General features: G+C 39.5%; 10 protein-coding genes, 1 other RNA gene and 1 pseudogene. 4 read left to right on the forward strand and 8 right to left on the reverse strand.

Annotated elements, in window-relative coordinates; all coding sequences use genetic code 11:
- The first annotated feature begins 91 nt into the window (after positions 1-91).
- Positions 92-2,479 carry an HAD-IC family P-type ATPase gene (locus AC2HW8_RS08605; RefSeq protein ID WP_484327421.1) on the forward strand — a complete coding sequence of 796 codons (2,388 nt, stop codon included), beginning with the start codon at positions 92-94 and terminating at the stop codon, positions 2,477-2,479.
- Positions 2,457-3,803 (forward strand): CCA tRNA nucleotidyltransferase, encoded by a 1,347-nt coding sequence (locus AC2HW8_RS08610; protein WP_484327422.1) that lies wholly within the window; start codon positions 2,457-2,459, stop codon positions 3,801-3,803. Before AC2HW8_RS08605 ends, AC2HW8_RS08610 begins: the two co-directional genes overlap by 23 nt.
- A gap of 403 nt (positions 3,804-4,206) precedes the next feature.
- Here AC2HW8_RS08610 and AC2HW8_RS08615 read toward each other — a convergent pair whose 3' ends face one another.
- The 5 genes and pseudogenes from AC2HW8_RS08615 to AC2HW8_RS08635 all read right to left on the reverse strand — a co-directional run bounded on the left by AC2HW8_RS08615 (position 4,207) and on the right by AC2HW8_RS08635 (position 12,748).
- Positions 4,207-8,412 (reverse strand): leucine-rich repeat protein, encoded by a 4,206-nt coding sequence (locus AC2HW8_RS08615; protein WP_484327423.1) that lies wholly within the window; start codon positions 8,410-8,412, stop codon positions 4,207-4,209.
- An 82-nt stretch (positions 8,413-8,494) separates the two neighbouring features.
- Positions 8,495-9,079: pseudogene (locus AC2HW8_RS08620) on the reverse strand (IS256 family transposase); the annotation flags it as partial.
- Positions 9,080-9,271: 192 nt separating this feature from the next.
- Entirely contained in the window at positions 9,272-10,012 is a 741-nt protein-coding gene (locus AC2HW8_RS08625; protein ID WP_021883029.1) for an amino acid ABC transporter ATP-binding protein, read from the reverse strand.
- Positions 10,002-11,528: an ABC transporter substrate-binding protein/permease gene (locus AC2HW8_RS08630; RefSeq protein ID WP_046432073.1), complete on the reverse strand. Its 1,527-nt coding sequence runs from the start codon at positions 11,526-11,528 to the stop codon at positions 10,002-10,004. The genes AC2HW8_RS08625 and AC2HW8_RS08630 overlap by 11 nt, the downstream gene beginning before the upstream one ends.
- A gap of 47 nt (positions 11,529-11,575) precedes the next feature.
- A complete protein-coding gene (locus tag AC2HW8_RS08635) occupies positions 11,576-12,748 on the reverse strand; it encodes an NAD(P)-dependent malic enzyme (protein WP_021883031.1) in 1,173 nt (390 codons plus the stop codon).
- A gap of 116 nt (positions 12,749-12,864) precedes the next feature.
- Here AC2HW8_RS08635 and rnpB point away from each other — a divergent pair.
- Both rnpB and AC2HW8_RS08645 read left to right on the forward strand, forming a co-directional pair.
- Positions 12,865-13,210, forward strand: an RNA gene (rnpB, locus tag AC2HW8_RS08640) — RNase P RNA component class A.
- Between the two features lie 89 nt (positions 13,211-13,299).
- The gene (locus tag AC2HW8_RS08645) at positions 13,300-15,885 is read left to right on the forward strand and encodes a starch-binding protein (protein ID WP_484327424.1); all 2,586 of its coding nucleotides are present in this window, start codon (positions 13,300-13,302) and stop codon (positions 15,883-15,885) included.
- A gap of 200 nt (positions 15,886-16,085) precedes the next feature.
- On the opposite strand, the gene AC2HW8_RS08650 is transcribed toward AC2HW8_RS08645, so the two are convergent.
- From AC2HW8_RS08650 to AC2HW8_RS08660, 3 genes are read right to left on the reverse strand one after another with little or no spacing between them, the layout of a single operon-like run.
- On the reverse strand, positions 16,086-17,678 hold the full coding sequence (locus tag AC2HW8_RS08650) for an NAD(P)/FAD-dependent oxidoreductase (RefSeq protein ID WP_484327425.1): 1,593 nt from the start codon (positions 17,676-17,678) through the stop codon (positions 16,086-16,088).
- Positions 17,675-18,907, reverse strand: coding sequence for an aminoacetone oxidase family FAD-binding enzyme (locus tag AC2HW8_RS08655; RefSeq protein ID WP_484327426.1), 1,233 nt, complete (start codon positions 18,905-18,907; stop codon positions 17,675-17,677). The genes AC2HW8_RS08650 and AC2HW8_RS08655 overlap by 4 nt, the downstream gene beginning before the upstream one ends.
- A 50-nt stretch (positions 18,908-18,957) precedes the next feature.
- On the reverse strand, positions 18,958-19,434 hold the full coding sequence (locus AC2HW8_RS08660; RefSeq protein WP_021883034.1) for a COG2426 family protein: 477 nt from the start codon (positions 19,432-19,434) through the stop codon (positions 18,958-18,960).
- Positions 19,435-19,565 lie beyond the last annotated feature (131 nt).

The following is a 19,565-nucleotide window of genomic DNA, read 5'->3' on the forward strand; positions in this document are numbered from 1 at the left end:
ACTGGCAGAGGATTTTCCGAAAATGCGATAAACAGCCGTGCATTGTAAATTATTTTCTGAAATTATATCATTTTCTTATTATGAGGTATATATGGAAAACACAAATTCTAACCTTGTCGGTCTTACCGATTCCGAAGTTCAAAAGCGTATAGATGAAGGAAAGGTAAATATTTCAACTAATATTAAAACCAAATCAATCAAAAGAATATTTTGTGACAACATTTTTACGCTTTTCAATCTTATAAATGTAATTTTGCTTGCGGCATTGATTTTTGTGGGTTCACACAAGAATATGCTTTTTATCGGCGTTGTTATCGCAAATATAATTATAGGTATAGTTCAGGAAATTCGTTCCAAAATAAGCGTTGACAAGCTGACTATTTTGTCTGAGAAAAAAATCAATGTTCTCAGAAACGGTAAAATTGCAGAAATAAGTAAAGATGAGATTGTTCTTGACGATATTCTTGTGCTTTCAAGAGGAAGCCAGATTCCTGCCGACTGCATTGTATGCGACGGCAACTGCAGAGTCAACGAAAGTTTGCTTACAGGAGAATCAAATCTCATTGAAAAAAATGTCGGAGATGAACTGCTCTCGGGCAGTTTTATTGCGGCAGGAAAATGCTATGCTCAGGCTGTAAAGGTCGGAGCCGATTGCTATGCCGCTAAGATAAATAACGAAGCAAAATATATTAAAAAAGTAAATTCTCAGATTATGGAGTCATTCAATTTCATTATCAAAATCTGTACATTTGTACTTTTCCCGATTGGCATTGCATTTTTTATTCGACAATTCACCCTGCCCGATGCAACATTGCAGTCTGCTGTAATCAGCACTGTTGCGTCGCTTGTCGGTATGATTCCAAAGGGAATGATTCTTCTTACAAGCTCTGTTCTTGCAGTATCAATTATCAGGCTTTCATCTAAAAAGGTTCTTGTACAAGAGATGTATTGCATTGAAACACTTGCAAGAGTTGATGTGCTTTGTCTTGATAAAACGGGAACGCTTACAACAGACGAAATGACGGTAACAGGTGTCATTCCGTTTGGGGCTGATGAAAATAAAATCAAGAAAGCTCTTTCTTCAATTGTAAAAGCGTCCGATGAACTGAATGCAACTTTGTATGCACTGCGTGACTATTCGGATTCCGTTTCACCGTATGAGTGCAGTAAATTCTGCGATTTTTCGTCCGAAACAAAATGGTCGGGCGGTACATTTGAAAACGGCAAGACCTACATAGTCGGTGCGACTGAATGTATTTTAAAAAGCAGGGAAAAGTATTCCGAGGTGTATTCTGAGATTGAAAAGATAAATCAAACCGTCAGAATCCTTGTTCTTGCCGAAAGCGATAGTGAACCGGACAAAGACTCATTGCCTGATGATTTAAAACCGCTTGCACTCATTCTTATCAAGGATAAACTTCGTGATAATGTAAATGAAACGGTAAAATATTTTAAGGAACAGGGTGTCACCTTAAAGGTAATTTCAGGCGACAGCGTTAAAACTGTTAAAAATATTGCGCTTGACACAGGAATTGAGGGTGCAGAAAATGCAATCGATATGTCAACCGTAACAACAGATAAAGAGCTTGAAGATGCGGCAGAGCGTTGTAATGTGTTTGGCAGAGTAACTCCGGCTCAAAAGAAAAAGCTTGTGGTTGCCCTTAAAAAGCACGGACATTCGGTTGCTATGACAGGTGACGGCGTAAATGATGTTCTCGCACTCAAAGAGGCGGATTGCTCCGTAGCTATGGCATCGGGCAGTGATGCTGCACGAAATGTGTCACAGCTTGTACTTGTCAATAATGACTTTGGCGCAATGCCAAGCGTTGTGGCAGAGGGCAGACGAACAATCAATAACCTTGAACGAAGCTCTGCACTCTATCTTGTTAAGACGATTTATTCGGTTATACTCTCAATTTTCTTCATATTCTTCCGCACAGGATATCCCTTTGAACCGATACAGCTTACGCTTGTCGGTGCATTAACAGTTGGACTGCCATCATTTGTTCTCGCACTTCAACCGAATAAAGATATAGTAAAAGGTAATTTCACCGTAAATATAATAGCAAGATCACTCCCAACAGCTTTTTGTATTTCGGCAGATACAATATTACTCGCAATTTTAAAGTATATGACAGATATGCCGCAGGCACAGTTTTCAACTCTCTGCGTATATCTTACTGCATTTTCATGTATGCTGCTTGTAATCAGATTATCAATCCCGTTCAATCCGCTCAGAGCCGTTATGGTCATCGGATGTTCCGCAGGAATAATAATCGGTTCAATTTTCTTCGGCGGATTGTTCTCACTTGCACCGCTTACATTTGAAAACATCGTATTGCTAGTAATCTTTGCTGTAGGCACATTTGTTGTATTTAATATATTCTACAATATAGCACAGCACTATATAGAAAAATTCAAAAAGGAAAGTCATCTTAAACTGACTGCAAAAAGAAATGCAAATAAACAAAAACGCTGAAAAATTAATCAGACAACTGAATAATCAAGGCTATGAGGCTTTTATAGTGGGCGGTTGTGTTCGTGATTATCTTCTCGGATTGACTCCGCATGATACAGATATTTGTACAAACGCTTTGCCTGAGCAGACAAAAAAATGCTTTGAGGCTTATCATACTTTTGATACAGGTATCAAACACGGCACAATTTCCGTTGTATGCGGCGGTGAAGTCTATGAAATCACAACCTACCGTATTGACGGTGATTATTCCGATAACCGTCATCCGGACAGCGTAAGCTTTACACGAAACATAAACGAAGATTTGCAACGCCGTGACTTTACGGTAAATGCAATGGCATATAACGCTGAATACGGTCTTGTCGATCCATACGGCGGTAAAAATGACCTTAAAGATAAAATTATCCGTTGTGTCGGAAATCCCGATACACGCTTTAACGAGGATGCTCTGCGAATCTTGCGGGCATTACGCTTTGCCTCTGTTTACGGATTTTCAATTGAAGAGAACACATCAAAGTCTATATTTAAAAATGCAGACTTGCTGAAAAACATTGCAACAGAGCGTGTGATTTCGGAATTTCTAAAGCTCATCTGCGGTAAGGATGCCGTAAAAATTCTTGACGCTTACCGAGAAACTATTGCTGTTATTATCCCTGAAATTACGGTTATGTTCAATTTCAATCAGAACAACATTCATCATTCGTATGATTTGTGGCAACATACACTGACTGCACTCGGTACAATTGAGCCGAATCCCATACTTCGTATGACAATGCTCCTGCATGACATCGGCAAGCCTTCTGTTAAAACCACAGACAACAGCGGTCAATCACATTTTCAGGGACATCAGCTTGAAGGTAAAAAAATTGCAGACAGAATTCTGCACAGACTAAGATTACCGTCTGATTTTATTAACAAAACTCTTCTGCTTATTGAATATCATGATGTCCGTTTTAACGGCAGTAAAAAGCTTATGAAAAAGGTTATGAATGTACTCGGTACAGACCTTACAAAGCAGTTGTTAGAGGTCGAATACGCCGATATATCTGCCCAGTCTGAATATCAGCGAGAAGAAAAGCTCGGATATCTTAAAAATGCTAAAACACATCTTAATGAAATAATCAAAGATAACGAATGTTTTAAGCTGAGTCAGCTTGATATCAACGGCAAAGATGTTTTAAACCTTGGCGTAAAAGAGGGAAGAGATGTCGGAAATATTCTCGATTATCTGCTAATGCTTGTAGTAGATGCAAATGTTCCAAACAAAAAATCAATACTCATATTAAAAGCCAAAGAATATATTTACGGTAATCAAATAAATAAGTAATTGGCACCCCATAAAATTCTGTGTAAATAATAATCCTTCAAGCAATAAATCAATTGTGGATTGCATTGCAATCAGACTGTTTTGTTAGCTCCGTGTTTGCGTTTATTCCTGTCCGCCCAATGTTATTGCACGCCTAAGCGTGAATAACATGAGTGGACAGGAAATTCTATTCTAAGAGGCAAATTAAACAGAAATTTACCTCTCAAACATTATTGAAAGCCGGTTTAATACCACGTCCCAATTTCAACACCTTACCGTCCAACGCTCGACAATCTTCTGTGACGCCAAATTCACTAAGTTTTCCATAAATCATAAACTTTTACACAAAAAGTAATCCGAGACTCACTTTTTCTGTGAATCTCGGATTTTTTAGGCTGTTTTTTATACAGTGCCTTGTAACATATTATCCAAGCGTATCTATTAATTGTACAATATATTTCTGAATCTGTGTTGAGTCCATAACGCTTATAGTCCCATCACCGTTTACATCAGCAACTTCTTTTTGCTTATCGGTAAAATCTTCAAGCTGAGCAATATACTTTTGAATGCAGGTTGCATCCAAAATAGTTATTTCACCATCACCGTTTACATCGCCTACACTCAATGCATTGGGTTCCGCTACATAGTCAATACTATCAATCGAAAAGCCATAGTATGAATTTGAAGAATCTGATGTCAATCTTATTATAACAGTATCGCCGGTAACGGTAATGCACTGTGATGCAAGTGCGGTGCCGGTATATGAACCTATCAGGTTGTCTTTTCCGTCATAGATTTTGATATAATCATATCCATTTTCAACCTCTGTCTGTGATGAAAATGTAATGGAAACACTTTTGGCTCCCGGTTTATTTATTGTCCAAGATTCATCGCAATTATCCTCATACGGATGAGCCGATTCAATACACTCTAATTCGTCTTTACCGCAACGGGAACATATACCGTTAATAAAATTATGTCCATAAGCAGGAATTTTTTCTGTTTTGGTGTAACCGTGGGGGCATTTGTATTCAATCACACCGTCAGTTGTACAATCAGCTTCTGTTCTTGAGGTTTCAAAATAATCATCGCTTGATGTATTGTAATGAATATTAGCTGATGCTAAATAGTCGTTATCTGAACCAATCGATATATTGCTCCACTCAGTGTCGCTGTTTGAATAGAATACATCTGAAAGATTATAGCAATAGGAAAACGCATCGTTGCCAATACTCGTTACACCGTCAGGAATATTTATGCTTGTAAGACTTTCACAAGCGGTAAATGCATCATCCCCAATGCTCGTTACACCGTCGGGGATATTTATGCTTGTTAGGCTATTACAATAAGAAAATGCATCGTTGCCAATGCTCGTTACACCATCAGGAATATTTATGCTTGTAAGGCTTGAGCAAAATCTAAATGCATCATCCCCAATGCTCGTTATACCATCAGGAATATTTATACTTGTTAGGCTTGAACAACATCTAAATGCACCATCCCCAATGCTCTTAACAATGTCGGGGATATTTATGCTTGTAAGGCTTGAGCAATGGTCAAATGTCCCATTACCAATACTCGTTACACCGTCGGGGATATTTATGCTTGTTAGGCTTGAGCAACCTTCAAATGCGCTACTTCCAATGCTCGTAACACCGTCGGGGATATTTATGCTTGTTAGGCTTGAGCAACCTTCAAATGCGCTACTTCCAATGCTCGTAACACCGTCAGGAATATTTATGCTTGTTAGGCTTGAGCAACATCTAAATGCACCATCCCCAATGCTCGTTACGCTGTTTGGAATTGTAATGCTTGTAAGGCTTGTACAACCTCTAAATGCATCGTTATCTATACTTGTTACACTATCTGGAATTGTTATACTTGTAAGGCTTGAGCAACCTTCAAATGCACGGAAACCAATGCTCGTTACACTATCTGGAATTGTTATACTTGTAAGGCTTGAGCAATCTTCAAATGTCCAATTACCGATACTCGTTACACCGTCGGGGATATTTATACTTGTAAGGCTTGAACAACCGTAAAATGCACTGTCTCCAATGCTCGTAACACTGTTAGGGATATTTATGTTTTTTAGGCTTGAGCAACATCTAAATGCATCATACCCAATGCTCGTTACACTATCTGGAATTGTTATACTTGTAAGGCTTGAGCAATGGTCAAATACGCTACCATAAAGCTCTGTAACACCGTCGGGGATATTTATACTTGTAAGGCTTGAGCAATCTTCAAATGCATCATACCCAATGCTCGTTACACTATCTGGAATTGTTATACTTGTAAGGCTTGAGCAACCTTTAAATGCATCACTATCAATCTCTGTAACACCGTCTGAAATATTTATGCTTGTAAGGCTTGAGCAACCTTCAAATGCATCAGACCAAATTCTCGTAACACCGCCTGGAATATTTATGCTTGTAAGGCTTGAGCAACCGTAAAATGCGCTACTTCCAATAGATGTTACGCTATTAGGCATTGTCATGTATTCAAGGTTAGTGCAATTCTCAAATGTACTAATACCAATTTCAGTTACACTGTTAGGGATAGTTATGCTTGTAAGGTTCATGCAATCACGAAACACATATCCATTAATGATTTTTGTGCCTTCATTTAAAATAATTGCAGTATTTTCAGGCATTTCTCCCTTATACTTATATACGACCTGCCCAGCATAAATTACACCATTTGGTTGATTATTATACCATGAAGTATCATCAAAGGCATCATAACCAATATCTGTTACGCTATCAGGAATCACTATCTTTGAAAGATTTGAGCAACCGAAAAATGCAGAGAAGCCTATGCTCGTCACGCTGTTTGGAATTGTAATGCTTGTAAGGCTTGTGCAACCTCTAAATGCATCGTTATCTATACTTGTTACGCTATATCCTTTAATTTCTCTGGGAATAATCAAGTTACTCCTTGTGCCGTTATAGCCGGTAATAGTTACCCTTTTATTAATATCTACACTGTACTCAAAATCACTTAAATAATCATATGGTTCTTCTTCAGATGATTCACCGATAGTAATTGTGATTGAGGTTTCCAGTGCACCGCCTTCATCATAAGTAAGTGTAACCTGACCCGGTGCTTCGGCAACAAAAGAACCTAGCTTATCTATTGTAAAAATATCCTTATTATCTGCGGTGAAAAAGCATTTTTTATATTCTGTTGAATTTTCAGGCTGGCAGGTTTTCTTAATATAATCATAGATATATCCATTGTCACCTGAATGTATTTCTTTTATTTGAGAGAGAGAAACAGAAGATGCATGTAATGTTTGTTGATTATTAAAAGCGTTTATAGTTTTGTTATAATCACTTTGATAAAGTTTGTTATAATCATCAAGAACCCATTCTTCAAACTGGTCATATAGGTGTTTCTTTGTTTCTTTACTGTTTCCAATATCATCAATCAGCTTAATACATTCGGAATAATCGTGATTAAACCAATCAAACCATTGAGTTGCCGGCGCAGAAGCTTTTACTTCTAACATATTTATTACATAGTCATAGCCCTGTAAAACAACTCTTTTATACATATTTACCGCTTGCATGTATGACGTAGCATTGTCTCTGCTTTTATTTTGTGTAAAATCATATTTTGAATTATCCATAACACGTCTTACGGCATTCTCCAAATTAACATCTGTTTCCAATTCATAATATGTGCGACATGTATCATCCATTTTGAAAACAGCATTTGACAGAACCCGCATACCGGATGCAGCCGCCAACACAACTGTTCCGCCGGGTATTACTGATTTGATTTTATCCCAAAGATAATCAACTGAAAGTTTAAGTACTGATTCTATTGTAGGATTAATAAATAATTCTGGATTATTGATAAGTCTTGAAAGTGTAGTATCAAAACTTTCATTTGTATAAACTACACAATCATTTGCAGCTTCTCTAAGATCCCAAGGATTTTTATCATCTTTCGCTATTGCTTCGAGTATTTCAGCATAACCGTTTTTCATATTACTGATAGTTTGGTAAGTCGCTATAGTATTAACAGCTTCATACAAATTATCACATACATCGACGATTTTCTGGACATTACCTGCAACATCTAACGCTTTAGCAGTTTTTGCGCCCTCTTCAAGAAAATTTATGTACTCTCCTGTTACTTCAAAATTTTTAAGTTCACTGACTTTTATATCTTGTGGATCACACACAGTCTTAGTTACCGATACAATATATGACAATCGTTCATCTTGCAAAACATTAGCTAAATTTGATGCAAATGTATTTGATTCCGTAATATCAAGCATATCAAAAATTGCTAATTTGTACATATCTTTTTTTGATATTAAACCACTATCAAGAACATATGAGGGTGAGGTAACAATATGTGCCGCTTCCCATATGGCTACTCCGGAAATTACTGATTCGTTATTTTTCATAGTTTTATAATATGTGTTTGCAAAAGAATCCGAACCGTCTCCGAAAATCATATTAAACTGTTTAGAATATCTTCCAGCCTGATAATCCACATACTCAGGAATATCAGTCGATGTTTCTGCTGCACTTACTGTTATTGGTAAGGCTGAGAACACCAGGATAGTAATGAGTAATAGAGAGATTATTTTTTTCACTGCCTTTTTCATCATGTTTCCTCCTCAATTAAAATATGCAACCAAAATTATGTACCACAAAACATAATTGGCTTACAATTAAATTCTATCACACTTAATATATAATTGCAATAACTCGCTTGAAGCCCATTAATCCGTCCACGCAGAACAGAAATACATCTTTAATTCCACGAGTTTTGAGCTCGTTCAACATATTCAGCCAGAATTTACTGCTCTCATTTTCGCCAATCCATATGCCGAGAATATCTTTCTGCCCATCAAGATTGATGCCCAGAACTACATATGTAGCCTTCGTGATATACTGATGATTTTCCTTGACCTTGTAATAAATTGCATCCATAAAAACGAACGGATATACTGCTTCAAGAGGTCGATTTTGCCAAGCAGTCACATCGGGCATAATCTTCTCACTTATCTTGCTGACAAGCTCGGGAGAGATTTCTACATCATACAGATTTTTGATTTGTTCTGCAATGTCTCGCTGGCTCATTCCGCAGGCATAGAGCGAGAGAATTTTCTCTTCCATACCGTCTGCATTGCGATTATATTTACCGATTATTTTGGGTTCATATTCGCCGTTTCTATCCCTCGGAACTTTGATTTCAAGCTCGCCCATCTGCGTTTTTACCGTCTTTTTCGAGTAGCCGTTTCTGTAATTTTTCGACTTTTTGCCACATTCATCATTCGACGTTCTTTCACTTTTCTGACGGTGCTTTTGCCATAAAAAAACTTCCTTTCAAGCTTTAATTTTTCTATTTACATTATTGCTTGAAAGGAAGCTTACTATTCACTTTTACACAAAATTCTCGGCGGTCTCAAGTAATCAAAAAGAGGCTTTCAGCGAAAACTGAAATCCTCTGATTTTTGTTTAAAATTAAAGAACCTTTGATAAAAATTCCTTTAAACGGTCGTCCTGCGGATTATTGAAGAACTCCTGCGGATTGTTCTTTTCTTTGATAACACCGTCGTCAATAAATACAACATCGGTTGCAACTTCCTTTGCAAAGCCGATTTCGTGAGTAACAACAACCATTGTCATACCTGCCTTGGCAAGCTCTTTCATAACATCAAGAACTTCGCCGACCATTTCGGGGTCAAGTGCAGATGTCGGCTCGTCAAAAAGGAGAACATCGGGATTCATCGCAAGCGCTCTTACAATTGCAATACGCTGTTTCTGACCGCCTGAAAGCTGGTTCGGATATGCGTTTGCCTTTTCGGCAAGTCCTACACGCTCCAAAAGATCCATAGCGTCTTTTTTAGCCTCATCTTTGCTCTTGCCAAGAAGCTTGACAGGAGCCATTGTAAGGTTGTCAATAACAGTCTTGTGGGGGAAAAGGTTAAACTGCTGGAACACCATTCCCATTTTTTGACGGTGAACATTTATATTAACCTTAGGATCCGTAATATCGGTACCCTCAAAGAAAATGTGACCGCCTGTCGGTTCTTCAAGTCTGTTAAGGCAACGGAGAAAAGTTGATTTACCCGATCCTGAAGGACCGAGAACAACAACTACATCGCCTTTAAAAATGTCAATATCAATACCTTTAAGAACCTGAATATCCTTACCGAATGATTTTTCAAGTCCTCTTACGGAGATTAATGCGTTATCTTTCACTCTTTTTCAATCTCCTTTCAAATCTTCTGAGGATGTACGAAAGCACAAGTACAATTACAAGGTAAATCAATGCAACCGTAATAAGCGGGAAGAATGCCTCGTAAGTTCTTGAACGAATCATATTACCAATATATGTGATATCTGCAAGTGCAACATAACCTGCAACCGAGGTTTCTTTGAGAAGTGTAATAATTTCATTGCCGAGTGCAGGAAGAACATTTTTAATTGCCTGTGGAAGAACGACCATTGTCATTGTCTGTCTGTTGTTAAAACCGAGTGAACGGCTTGCCTCAGTCTGACCGATGTCAACAGCCATAATACCCGAACGAACAATTTCTGCAACATAAGCGGCAGAGTTCATACCAAATGCAATGATTGCGGCAAAGATACCGTTTCTTACAGATGCAAGAATAATGTAATACATAATCATCAACTGAACTACAACAGGTGTGCCTCTGATAACAGTAATGTAGATATTGCAAATCGCATTAAAGAATTTCAGAACACAATCACCGAAGCTCCTGCATTTTCTCTTGTCAAGCTGAATATCGTGAGTCGCTCTTACAAGAGCAATGACAAAACCGATAATAACACCGATAATACCTGCAAACAATGTGATTTCAAGGGTTACAAGCAAACCGCTTAAAAGCTGCTGCCATCTGTTATCTGTGATGAATGTGTTTTTAAAGCTTTCACCGAGATTGCCGAACAAACTGCCAGATGCACTGTCGTTTACGATAATAACCTGAGTTGTGTTTGCATATGAAGTCGAAAAGTCGATATTTTTTCTTCTTTCCGGTGTGTCGGTCATACCAGCCATACCGAAATCGTCTTTGCCGGTCTGAACAGCAGTGATAACAGAATCAAATTCCATATCATCAATAACAAGTTTTTTACCGAGCTTGTCACAGATTGCTGTAGCCATCATCGGATCAAGACCGACAATTTTACCGCCTTCAACATATTCATACGGTGGAAAAGCAGCGTTCGTAGCCATATGAAGTTCACCGTCATACTTGATATCCTTAGGTGATTCGTAGGGTACAGTATCGGTATTACCCTCTATGTAATAGCTTTTGATTTTGTCCAGAACGCCCTCGTCTTTAAGCTCTGCAAGAGCTTTGTCGATTTTTTCGGTGAGTTCATGATTCTCCTTTGAAATGCAGATTGCATACTGCTCTTCCGCAAAAGGTTCATCAAGAATTTTTAGTCCTGCATTTGCTTTTACAAATTCCTTTGCCGGTTCACTGTCAATTACAACACAGTCGATTTTATTCTGTGTAAGAGCTACGATAGCGTCGGCACCCTTGCTGTAACGCATAACCTTGGTGCCGTCAGCCTCATAGTCAGATACAAAAGTATCGCCTGTTGTACCTGTCTGAACACCTACGGATGCTCCTTTGATATCATCGGCAGTCTTAATTTCCTTAACCGATGAATCACCGCATCCGGTGAACAGAAAAACAGTGGAGAACAGCATTGAAATCAGTACCAATAAAGTAACTGTCTTTTTCATTGTTTTCCTCTTTTTCTTTCTCTTAAAATATTTATTTGCAAATCTTATCAGATTCTTGCAACGCCTGTCTCAACAGCGGCCTTCTTAACAGCCTCAGCAACAGTTTTGCCGATTCTCTTGTCAAATGCCTCGGGAAGAATATAATCTGCATTAAGCTCTTCATCGCTCACGAGTGAAGCAATTGCAAAAGATGCGGCAACTTTCATTTCTTCGTTAATATCGCTTGCACGGCAGTCGAGAGCACCTCTGAAAATACCCGGAAAAGCGAGTACATTGTTAATCTGGTTAGGAAAGTCACTTCTGCCTGTACCGACTACAGCCGCACCTGCCTTTTTAGCAATGTCAGGCATAATCTCGGGAGTCGGATTAGCCATAGCAAAAAGGATAGGATCCTTAGCCATTGACTTAACCATTTCTTCGCTTACGCAACCTGCGGCAGAAATTCCGAGGAATACATCAGCACCCTTCATTGCATCTGCAAGCGAGCCCTCAAGGTGAGAAAGGTTAGTAATTTCAGCCATTTCCTGTTTAACAGCGTTAAGTCTCGGATCACCCTTGCAGATAATGCCCTTACTGTCGCAAAGCGTAATGTCCTTTACACCCATATTAAGAAGGTGCTTTGCAATTGCAATACCTGCCGCACCTGCACCGTTCATAACAACCTTGATTTCGTCAAGCTTCTTGTGAACAAGCTTGAGTGAGTTGATAAGACCTGCGGCAACAATAACGGCAGTACCGTGCTGGTCATCGTGGAAAATCGGAATATCACACTTCTCTTTGAGCTTCTTTTCAATTTCAAAGCATCTCGGAGCGGCAATATCCTCAAGATTGATTCCGCCGAATGAACCGCTGATAAGGTAAATTGCGTTTACAATTTCGTCAACATCCTTACTTCTTACGCAAATGGGAAATGCGTCAACATCGCCGAATTCCTTAAAAAGCGCACATTTGCCCTCCATAACAGGCATACCTGCCTCAGGACCTATGTCACCAAGACCGAGAACAGCTGTACCGTCGGTTACAACGGCAACAAGGTTGTTTCTTCTTGTGAGTTCAAAAGACTTGTCATAGTCCTTCTGAATTTCAAGACACGGTTCTGCAACACCCGGAGTATAGGCAAGAGAGAGGTCTTCAGCCGAGTTAATCGGAACTCTTGAAACAACTTCAATCTTACCGTTCCACTCATAGTGTTTTTTGAGTGATTCTTTTCTGATATCCATATCGGTAACTCCTTATAATTAATTCCCTCTCATTATACCCCTAAAAAGCCGTTATATCAAGTAAAAATCACAAAATTCATTTGACTTTTGTACAAAAAAGGTATAAAATAAATATGCGAGTGTGTTGAACAGCTGCGAGCAGCTGCCGAAAGGTACTGTGCGAGGAAAGTCCGGGCTTCACAGAGCAATAATAACGGCTAACGGCCGCCGGAGGCGACTCCAGGGATAGTGCAACAGAAAATTACCGCCATTATATGGTAAGGATGGAAAGGTGAGGTAAGAGCTCACCGGAGGGCAGGAGACTGCTCTGCCGTGTAAACCCTATTTGAAGCAACACCGTGGTAGGACATTATACGCTTGCTCGGCGTGTCCTTAGGAGGTGGCATCGAGCAGATTCGGTAACGGTCTGCCAAGATAGATGGCTGTTCACGACAAAACCCGGCTTACAGACACAGTCGCATATTAGGGCACCTTTTATGGGTGCTTTAATATTATTGTCGAATTCGACACATAGTAGAGTTTTGAAATTAATTTGAAAGGTGTGTAAAAATTTGAAAACAAAATCAAAAATACTCAGCGCAATATTGAGCGTGAGCATCCTGTCGGCAAGCCTATCTGCCTTTGTATCCGGTTCATTCGGTGTTCAGGCGGCAGAAAGCTCACCAACCGTATCGGCTAATAAGTACAAACTCAAAGATAATATTCAGGACGGTGTAATTTTACATTGTTTTGACTGGACTTATAACGATATTAAGGCTGAATTGCCTAAAATTGCAAAAGCCGGATTTACAAGTATACAGACTTCTCCGGCACAGCCAAACGGAACAGGTACTTGGTATTGGTTATATCAGCCAATTTCATTCAGTATCGGAACAAATGGTGTCGGCACAAAGGCTGAACTTCAGTCGCTTTGTGATGAGGCAGAAAAGTACGGGATTAAGATTATTGTCGATGTTGTCGCTAACCATTTGAGAGGCGATCACAACAACATAGACAACGATTTAAAGCCATCCGAGTATTGGCATACCTTCGGCGGAGGTATTGACTGGAAAAACCGTTGGCAGGTAACACACGGCTCGATTGGTATGCCGGACATTGCAACCGAAAATCCATATGTTCAGCAAAAAGTCTGCAACTATGTTCAGGAACTCAAGTCGGTAGGTGTTGACGGACTTCGTTGGGACGCTGCAAAACACATTGGCGTTCCGAGCGAGGGCGACGATTTCTGGAAATCGGTAACACAGTACGGTCTTTATAACTACGGCGAAATTCTCGGTGGTCCTGATGACCGTTCGACAGGCAATGAAGACATTATGAAAGAGTATACCGATTATATTTCTGTCACAGACAGTAACTACGGTAAAGAACTCCGTGATTCGTTTAATTCGGGCAAAGCTCCTACTTCAAGCGGAAACTGGAGTGAAAAAGGCATTTCAAACGATAAGCTTCTTTATTGGGGTGAAAGCCATGATACATGGTCAAACAACAAAGACTGGGGCTTTTCAAATGAAATGAGTCAGAATGTTATTGACCGTGCCTATGCGGTTGCGGCAAGCCGTAATAAAGTTACTGCTCTTTATTTTTCCCGTCCTTCTTCAACCAACAAAGAAAGTATCAAAATGGGAGAAAAAGGTTCAACTCATTACACCAGCAGTGAGGTTGCCCAAATCAATAAGTTCCATAATGCAATGGACGGCAAAGCCGATTACTACACCGTGTCAGACGGTTGTTCTGTAATTACCCGTAAAGACGGCGGTGCTGTTATCGTAAAAGGCAGCGGAAGCGGCGAGGTATCGGTAGAAAACGGCGGCGGTTACGCAAAACCGGGTACATACACAGACGCTGTTTCAGGCAATACATTTACAATTACATCAAGCACCATTTCAGGTACAATAGGTTCATCAGGTATTGCAGTAGTCTATGATGCCGAACCCGAAGGACCTTCAGCGTCAGTAACTCCGGGTTCAACAAACTACAATACAGATGAGCTCACACTTACGCTCAATTGCAAGAATGCAAAAAATGCTCAGTATTCAATTGATGACGGTGCATTTGTAAACTACACAAACGGTCAGCAAATTACAATCGGTACTAACCTTGCTTACGATACTGTAACCACAGTAACAGTAAAAGCAAGCGACGGCAAGACAACATCCGATCCGGAAACATATACATATACAAAAGTAGACCCGAATGCCGTAAAGGTTGTTGCTTATGATAACTCATCAACCAAGTGGTCTAAGGTCAATGCATATTTCTGGAGTGATGATAATAAAGAAATGACATCGTGGCCGGGCAAGAAAATGACCGACAAGGGTAATAATATTTTTGATATTGAAGTGCCTGACGGTGCAAAATATGTAATCTTCAACAACGGTGACAGTCAGACAGATGACCTCAGGATTGCAGACGGTAATAAAATTTACAGCAACGGTTCTTGGCAGAACTATTCGACTGTAAAACCCACTCAGCCGACAACAGCTCCTTCCACGACAGTCCGTCCTACTACAATCGCAACTCAGCCTACCACAACTCAGCCTGCTACAACACAGCCGTCTACAACTCAGCCGGTAACAGAGCCTTCAAACAGAATTCTTATCGGTGATGTTGATTTAAACGGAACATTTACAGTCTGTGATTCAACAGAGGTTCAAAGATACATTGTTAACATATCGACTTTAAGCGATGAGGCTCTCATTGCGGCAGATGTAGACAAGGATTCTGTTATTTCTGTAAAAGACGCAACTATGATTCAGGCTTATATCGTTAAGCTTATTGTTGAAGACTCATACTGCGGTACTTACACAGAAAATGTTGCACCCGCCCAGCCTACAACAAATGTCACAGAGCCAACAACTGAACCGACTTCAATTCAGACGAAGAATTATGTTTATTTCAATAATACGGAAAACTGGTCAACAGTAAATGTCTATGCATGGAGTTCAACAGATTCGACTTATATGAGCTGGCCCGGCAAGGCTATGGAAAGTATAGGTAATAACACATACAGATTTGAACTTCCGAATGGTGCAGAATATGCTATATTCAATAACGGTTCAGCACAGACAGGTGACTTAAAAATCCCCGATGTAAATATGATTTACTCAAACGGACAGTGGAGTAAATACTCCAAGTAAAATTTAACAAGTTTATCTAAGAGCCGCCCCGCACAATCAAGCACATTTTGCTGTTTTGATTTTTACTGTCGGGGCGGTACTGTTATTTGTTTAAATCACAATACTAAATAAACCGCCTGTAAAAAATGATTGCCCCCTAAAAGTCAGATTTTTGCTCTGACCTTTAGGGGGCGTTTCACAATCCGATTGATTTCGGAGGTTTATTTATTCGATTTTTCTATAATTTTTTCGGCACATTTAATGCCGTCAACTGCGGCGGAGATAATTCCGCCTGCATAGCCTGCACCTTCACCGCACGGATACAGTCCTTCAATAAGTACACTTTCGAGCGTATCTGTCTTTCTCATGATTCTGACTGGGGAAGAGCTTCTGCTCTCAACGCCGGTCAAAACAGCGTCACCGTCATCAAATCCGTGTAACATTCTGCCCATTTTCACAATGCCCTGAGCCATTGAAGTGCTGACATATTCAGGCAAAATCTCGTTCAGATTTGAAAACTCATAATTCGGACCGATACTTGGCTTTACATCACCGAGATGTGTGGATTTCCTGTTATTAAGAAAATCGTCAACTCTTTGTATAGGTGCATTATAATTTTCACCGCCGGCAACGAATGCTTTTGATTCAAGCTTTCTCTGCAAATACATTCCGGCAAGCGGATGGTCGGATTCATAATCATCCGGGTTTATTCCTACAAGCAACGCTGAATTTGAATTTTCGGCATTTCGAGCAAATTCACTCATACCATTGGTGCAAAGTCTGTTTTCTTCGCTTGATGCATTGACAACCTTGCCGCCGGGACACATACAAAATGTATACACACCCCGTCCGTTATCAAGGTGTGTACTTAGCTTATAATTTGCCGAGCCGAGTTTTTTACTGCCCGCAAACCTGCCGTATTGTGCCCTGTCTATGTTCTCACGAATATGTTCAATTCTTGCTCCTACCGAGAAAGGCTTTGCCTCAATCGGCAACTTTAAATCATAAAGCATCTCAAAAGTATCCCTTGCACTGTGACCGATTGCAAGAATAACATTGTCTGTTTCTATAATTTCATTGCCGTTTTTGGTTTCAACGGTTATAGCTTTCAGCTTGTTATCACTAAAAGCCATTGAAACAAGCTTCGTTTCAAACATAACCCTTCCGCCGAGTTCAATAATTTCGTTGCGGATATTTTTTATTGTTCCTTTTAGCATATCTGTTCCGATATGCGGCTTTGCGTTATAGAGAATTTCATCAGGTGCGCCGTGGCTCACAAATTCTTCAAGCACCTTGCGTTGTCTTATATCTTTTGTACCTGAATTCAGTTTGCCGTCAGAGAATGTTCCCGCACCGCCTTCGCCAAACTGAACATTTGAAGTTGTATCAAGCTTACCGCTTGTCCAGAACCTGTTCACATCGGCAGTTCGCCTGTCAACATCACGACCTCTTTCAATAAGAATTGGCTTTGCACCGCTTCTTGCCAGAATAAGTGCCGCAAACAATCCAGCCGGACCTGCTCCGACAACAATGGGGGAGGGCGCATTGCCAAATTTCATCTGATTATATTCATACTTTCTCGCAATTTGAGCGTTACCGCACTTTTTGCAGACTTTATCCTCGTTGATATTAAGTTCAGCGTCAACGGTTGTAAGAAAGTAGATATTATCCTTTTTTCTTGCGTCAACCGATCTGCGAAAAATCTTACAGCTTTTTATGGATTTTTCTTCAATCCTCAGCTGTTTGGCAACTGCCTTGCGAACCGATTTATCATCGTAGTCAAGGCTTAAATGTATATTGTTCACTCTGATCATAAATTTTCTCCTGCAATAATTCCGCCGGCAAATGCAAAATGAAGATTAAATCCTCCGCATTCACCGCAAAGGTCAATCGCCTCACCGCATATAAAAAGATTTTTCACAATTTTACTCATCATAGTGTTTTCGTCAATTTCTTTGCCTAAAACACCGCCCAAAGCACATTGTGCGTGTGAGAAATCTTCTTTTCCGCTTACTGTAAATGACATCGATTTTATTGTTTTGCAAATTCCTGATACTTCGTCCTTTGAAAGATTGGAACAAATCTTTGACAAATCAACTCGGCTGATTTTCAGAATTGCCTGTCCGATTCTCTTCTGAAAAATTCCTGTCAAAAGCTGTTCACACGGCAAATCAGAAAACAATGATATATGTTGTCTGATTATTTTAATCAGCTCATTTTCCGAATAATCGGGCAATAAATCAAGCACTATTTTGTCGTTCGGTTTAGCAAACAATGAAAGATTGAATACGCAAATTCCCGACAGCGAATTCTCGGTAAATTGAATTTCGCCTGTTTCTTCCTTGATTAATCGACCGTGTTCACCGTATAACTGTGCCTTGCCCGTAACTCTCAGACCTTTTAATATTTTCAGAACATCGCTTTTAACCTTAACAGGGCATAAAGCAGGGGAGAACGAAACAACCTTATGACCGAAATTTTTAAGATAATCAATTGCACTTGCGTTTCCGCCAAGCTTAGGTGCGGCTTTTGAACCGTTTGCAATCACAAGCTTGTTACATATGAAATCGTACTTTTTTTCGCTGTCATCAGACGAAATTTTAAAACCGTTTGAAACTTTTTTTATAGAATTGACATTCTGTTTTGTGAAAACATCTATTCCGAGTGTTTCAACCTGTAAGCGCAGAACATCCAGAACAGATGCGGCGTGTTTGCTTATCGGGTAATATCTGCCCTCGTTATCGTAAAAACTTAAAAGACCTAAGTTTTTAAAAATATTCGCCATCTCATCACCGCTGAATCTTTCAAAAATTTTTTTACTCTGCTTTTTGAAAGAACCGACATATTTATCGGGAGATATACAGTGATTTGTCAGGTTACATCTGCCGTTGCCTGTTGACATCAGCTTTTTGCCTAATCTGTCGTTTTTTTCGATTATTGCAATTTTCTTTGAACGGTCATGTTTCTTTGCTGTGATTGCACACATAAGTCCCGATGCACCGCCGCCGATTATAATTGCATCATATATATTTTTCTTTTCCATTTTATAAATTCACCAAAAAATAAGGGCAGCGATGTGCTGCCCAAAATTATTTACGGAGCAAAAATAAAGTTGATTCCGTTTGCTACAAGTACCGAACCGATACCCATTATAATGCCTGCGATAACAACACCGCACATAACGGCTATAACGCTTTTCTTAAATCCGAGGTCAAGAATACTTGCCGCAAGTGTTCCTGTCCATGCGCCTGTGCCGGGAAGAGGGATGCCTACGAAAAGCATAAGTGCAACAAACATTCCGTTGCCTGCTTTTGCCTCAAGTTTTCTGCCGCCTTTTTCGCCTTTTTCAAGACAGAAAGAAAAGAATCTGCCGATAAACTTCTTGTCAGAACCCCAAACAAGAACCTTTCTTGCAAAGAGGTAGATAATCGGAACCGGGAGCATATTGCCTAAAATGCAGATTACATATGTCCAAAAAAGATTTAAGTCATTTGCAACCGCAACAGGCACAGCACCTCTGATTTCTACTATCGGAACCATTGAAATAAAAAATACTATTAAATACCACATATTTGCTCCTTAGAAATTATATTTTGCCAATACCTGATAAGTATAACAGATTTAAAAGTTTTTTTCAATATTTGAGCAAGATAAAATCTTCCATAATAAAGCCTTAAAATTTGATTTATTTGTACATTATG

The sequence above is a fragment of the Ruminococcoides sp. genome (assembly GCF_057037865.1).

What these genes read in the sequence shown, in the direction of transcription:
- AC2HW8_RS08650 (WP_484327425.1), bottom strand. Translation starts at nt 17,678, where the DNA reads ATGATCAGAGTGAACAATATACATTTAAGCCTTGACTACGATGATAAA.
- AC2HW8_RS08610 (WP_484327422.1), top strand. Translation starts at nt 2,457, where the DNA reads ATGCAAATAAACAAAAACGCTGAAAAATTAATCAGACAACTGAATAAT.
- AC2HW8_RS08605 (WP_484327421.1), top strand. Translation starts at nt 92, where the DNA reads ATGGAAAACACAAATTCTAACCTTGTCGGTCTTACCGATTCCGAAGTT.
- AC2HW8_RS08660 (WP_021883034.1), bottom strand. Translation starts at nt 19,434, where the DNA reads ATGTGGTATTTAATAGTATTTTTTATTTCAATGGTTCCGATAGTAGAA.
- AC2HW8_RS08655 (WP_484327426.1), bottom strand. Translation starts at nt 18,907, where the DNA reads ATGGAAAAGAAAAATATATATGATGCAATTATAATCGGCGGCGGTGCA.
- AC2HW8_RS08630 (WP_046432073.1), bottom strand. Translation starts at nt 11,528, where the DNA reads ATGAAAAAGACAGTTACTTTATTGGTACTGATTTCAATGCTGTTCTCC.
- AC2HW8_RS08635 (WP_021883031.1), bottom strand. Translation starts at nt 12,748, where the DNA reads ATGGATATCAGAAAAGAATCACTCAAAAAACACTATGAGTGGAACGGT.
- AC2HW8_RS08615 (WP_484327423.1), bottom strand. Translation starts at nt 8,412, where the DNA reads ATGATGAAAAAGGCAGTGAAAAAAATAATCTCTCTATTACTCATTACT.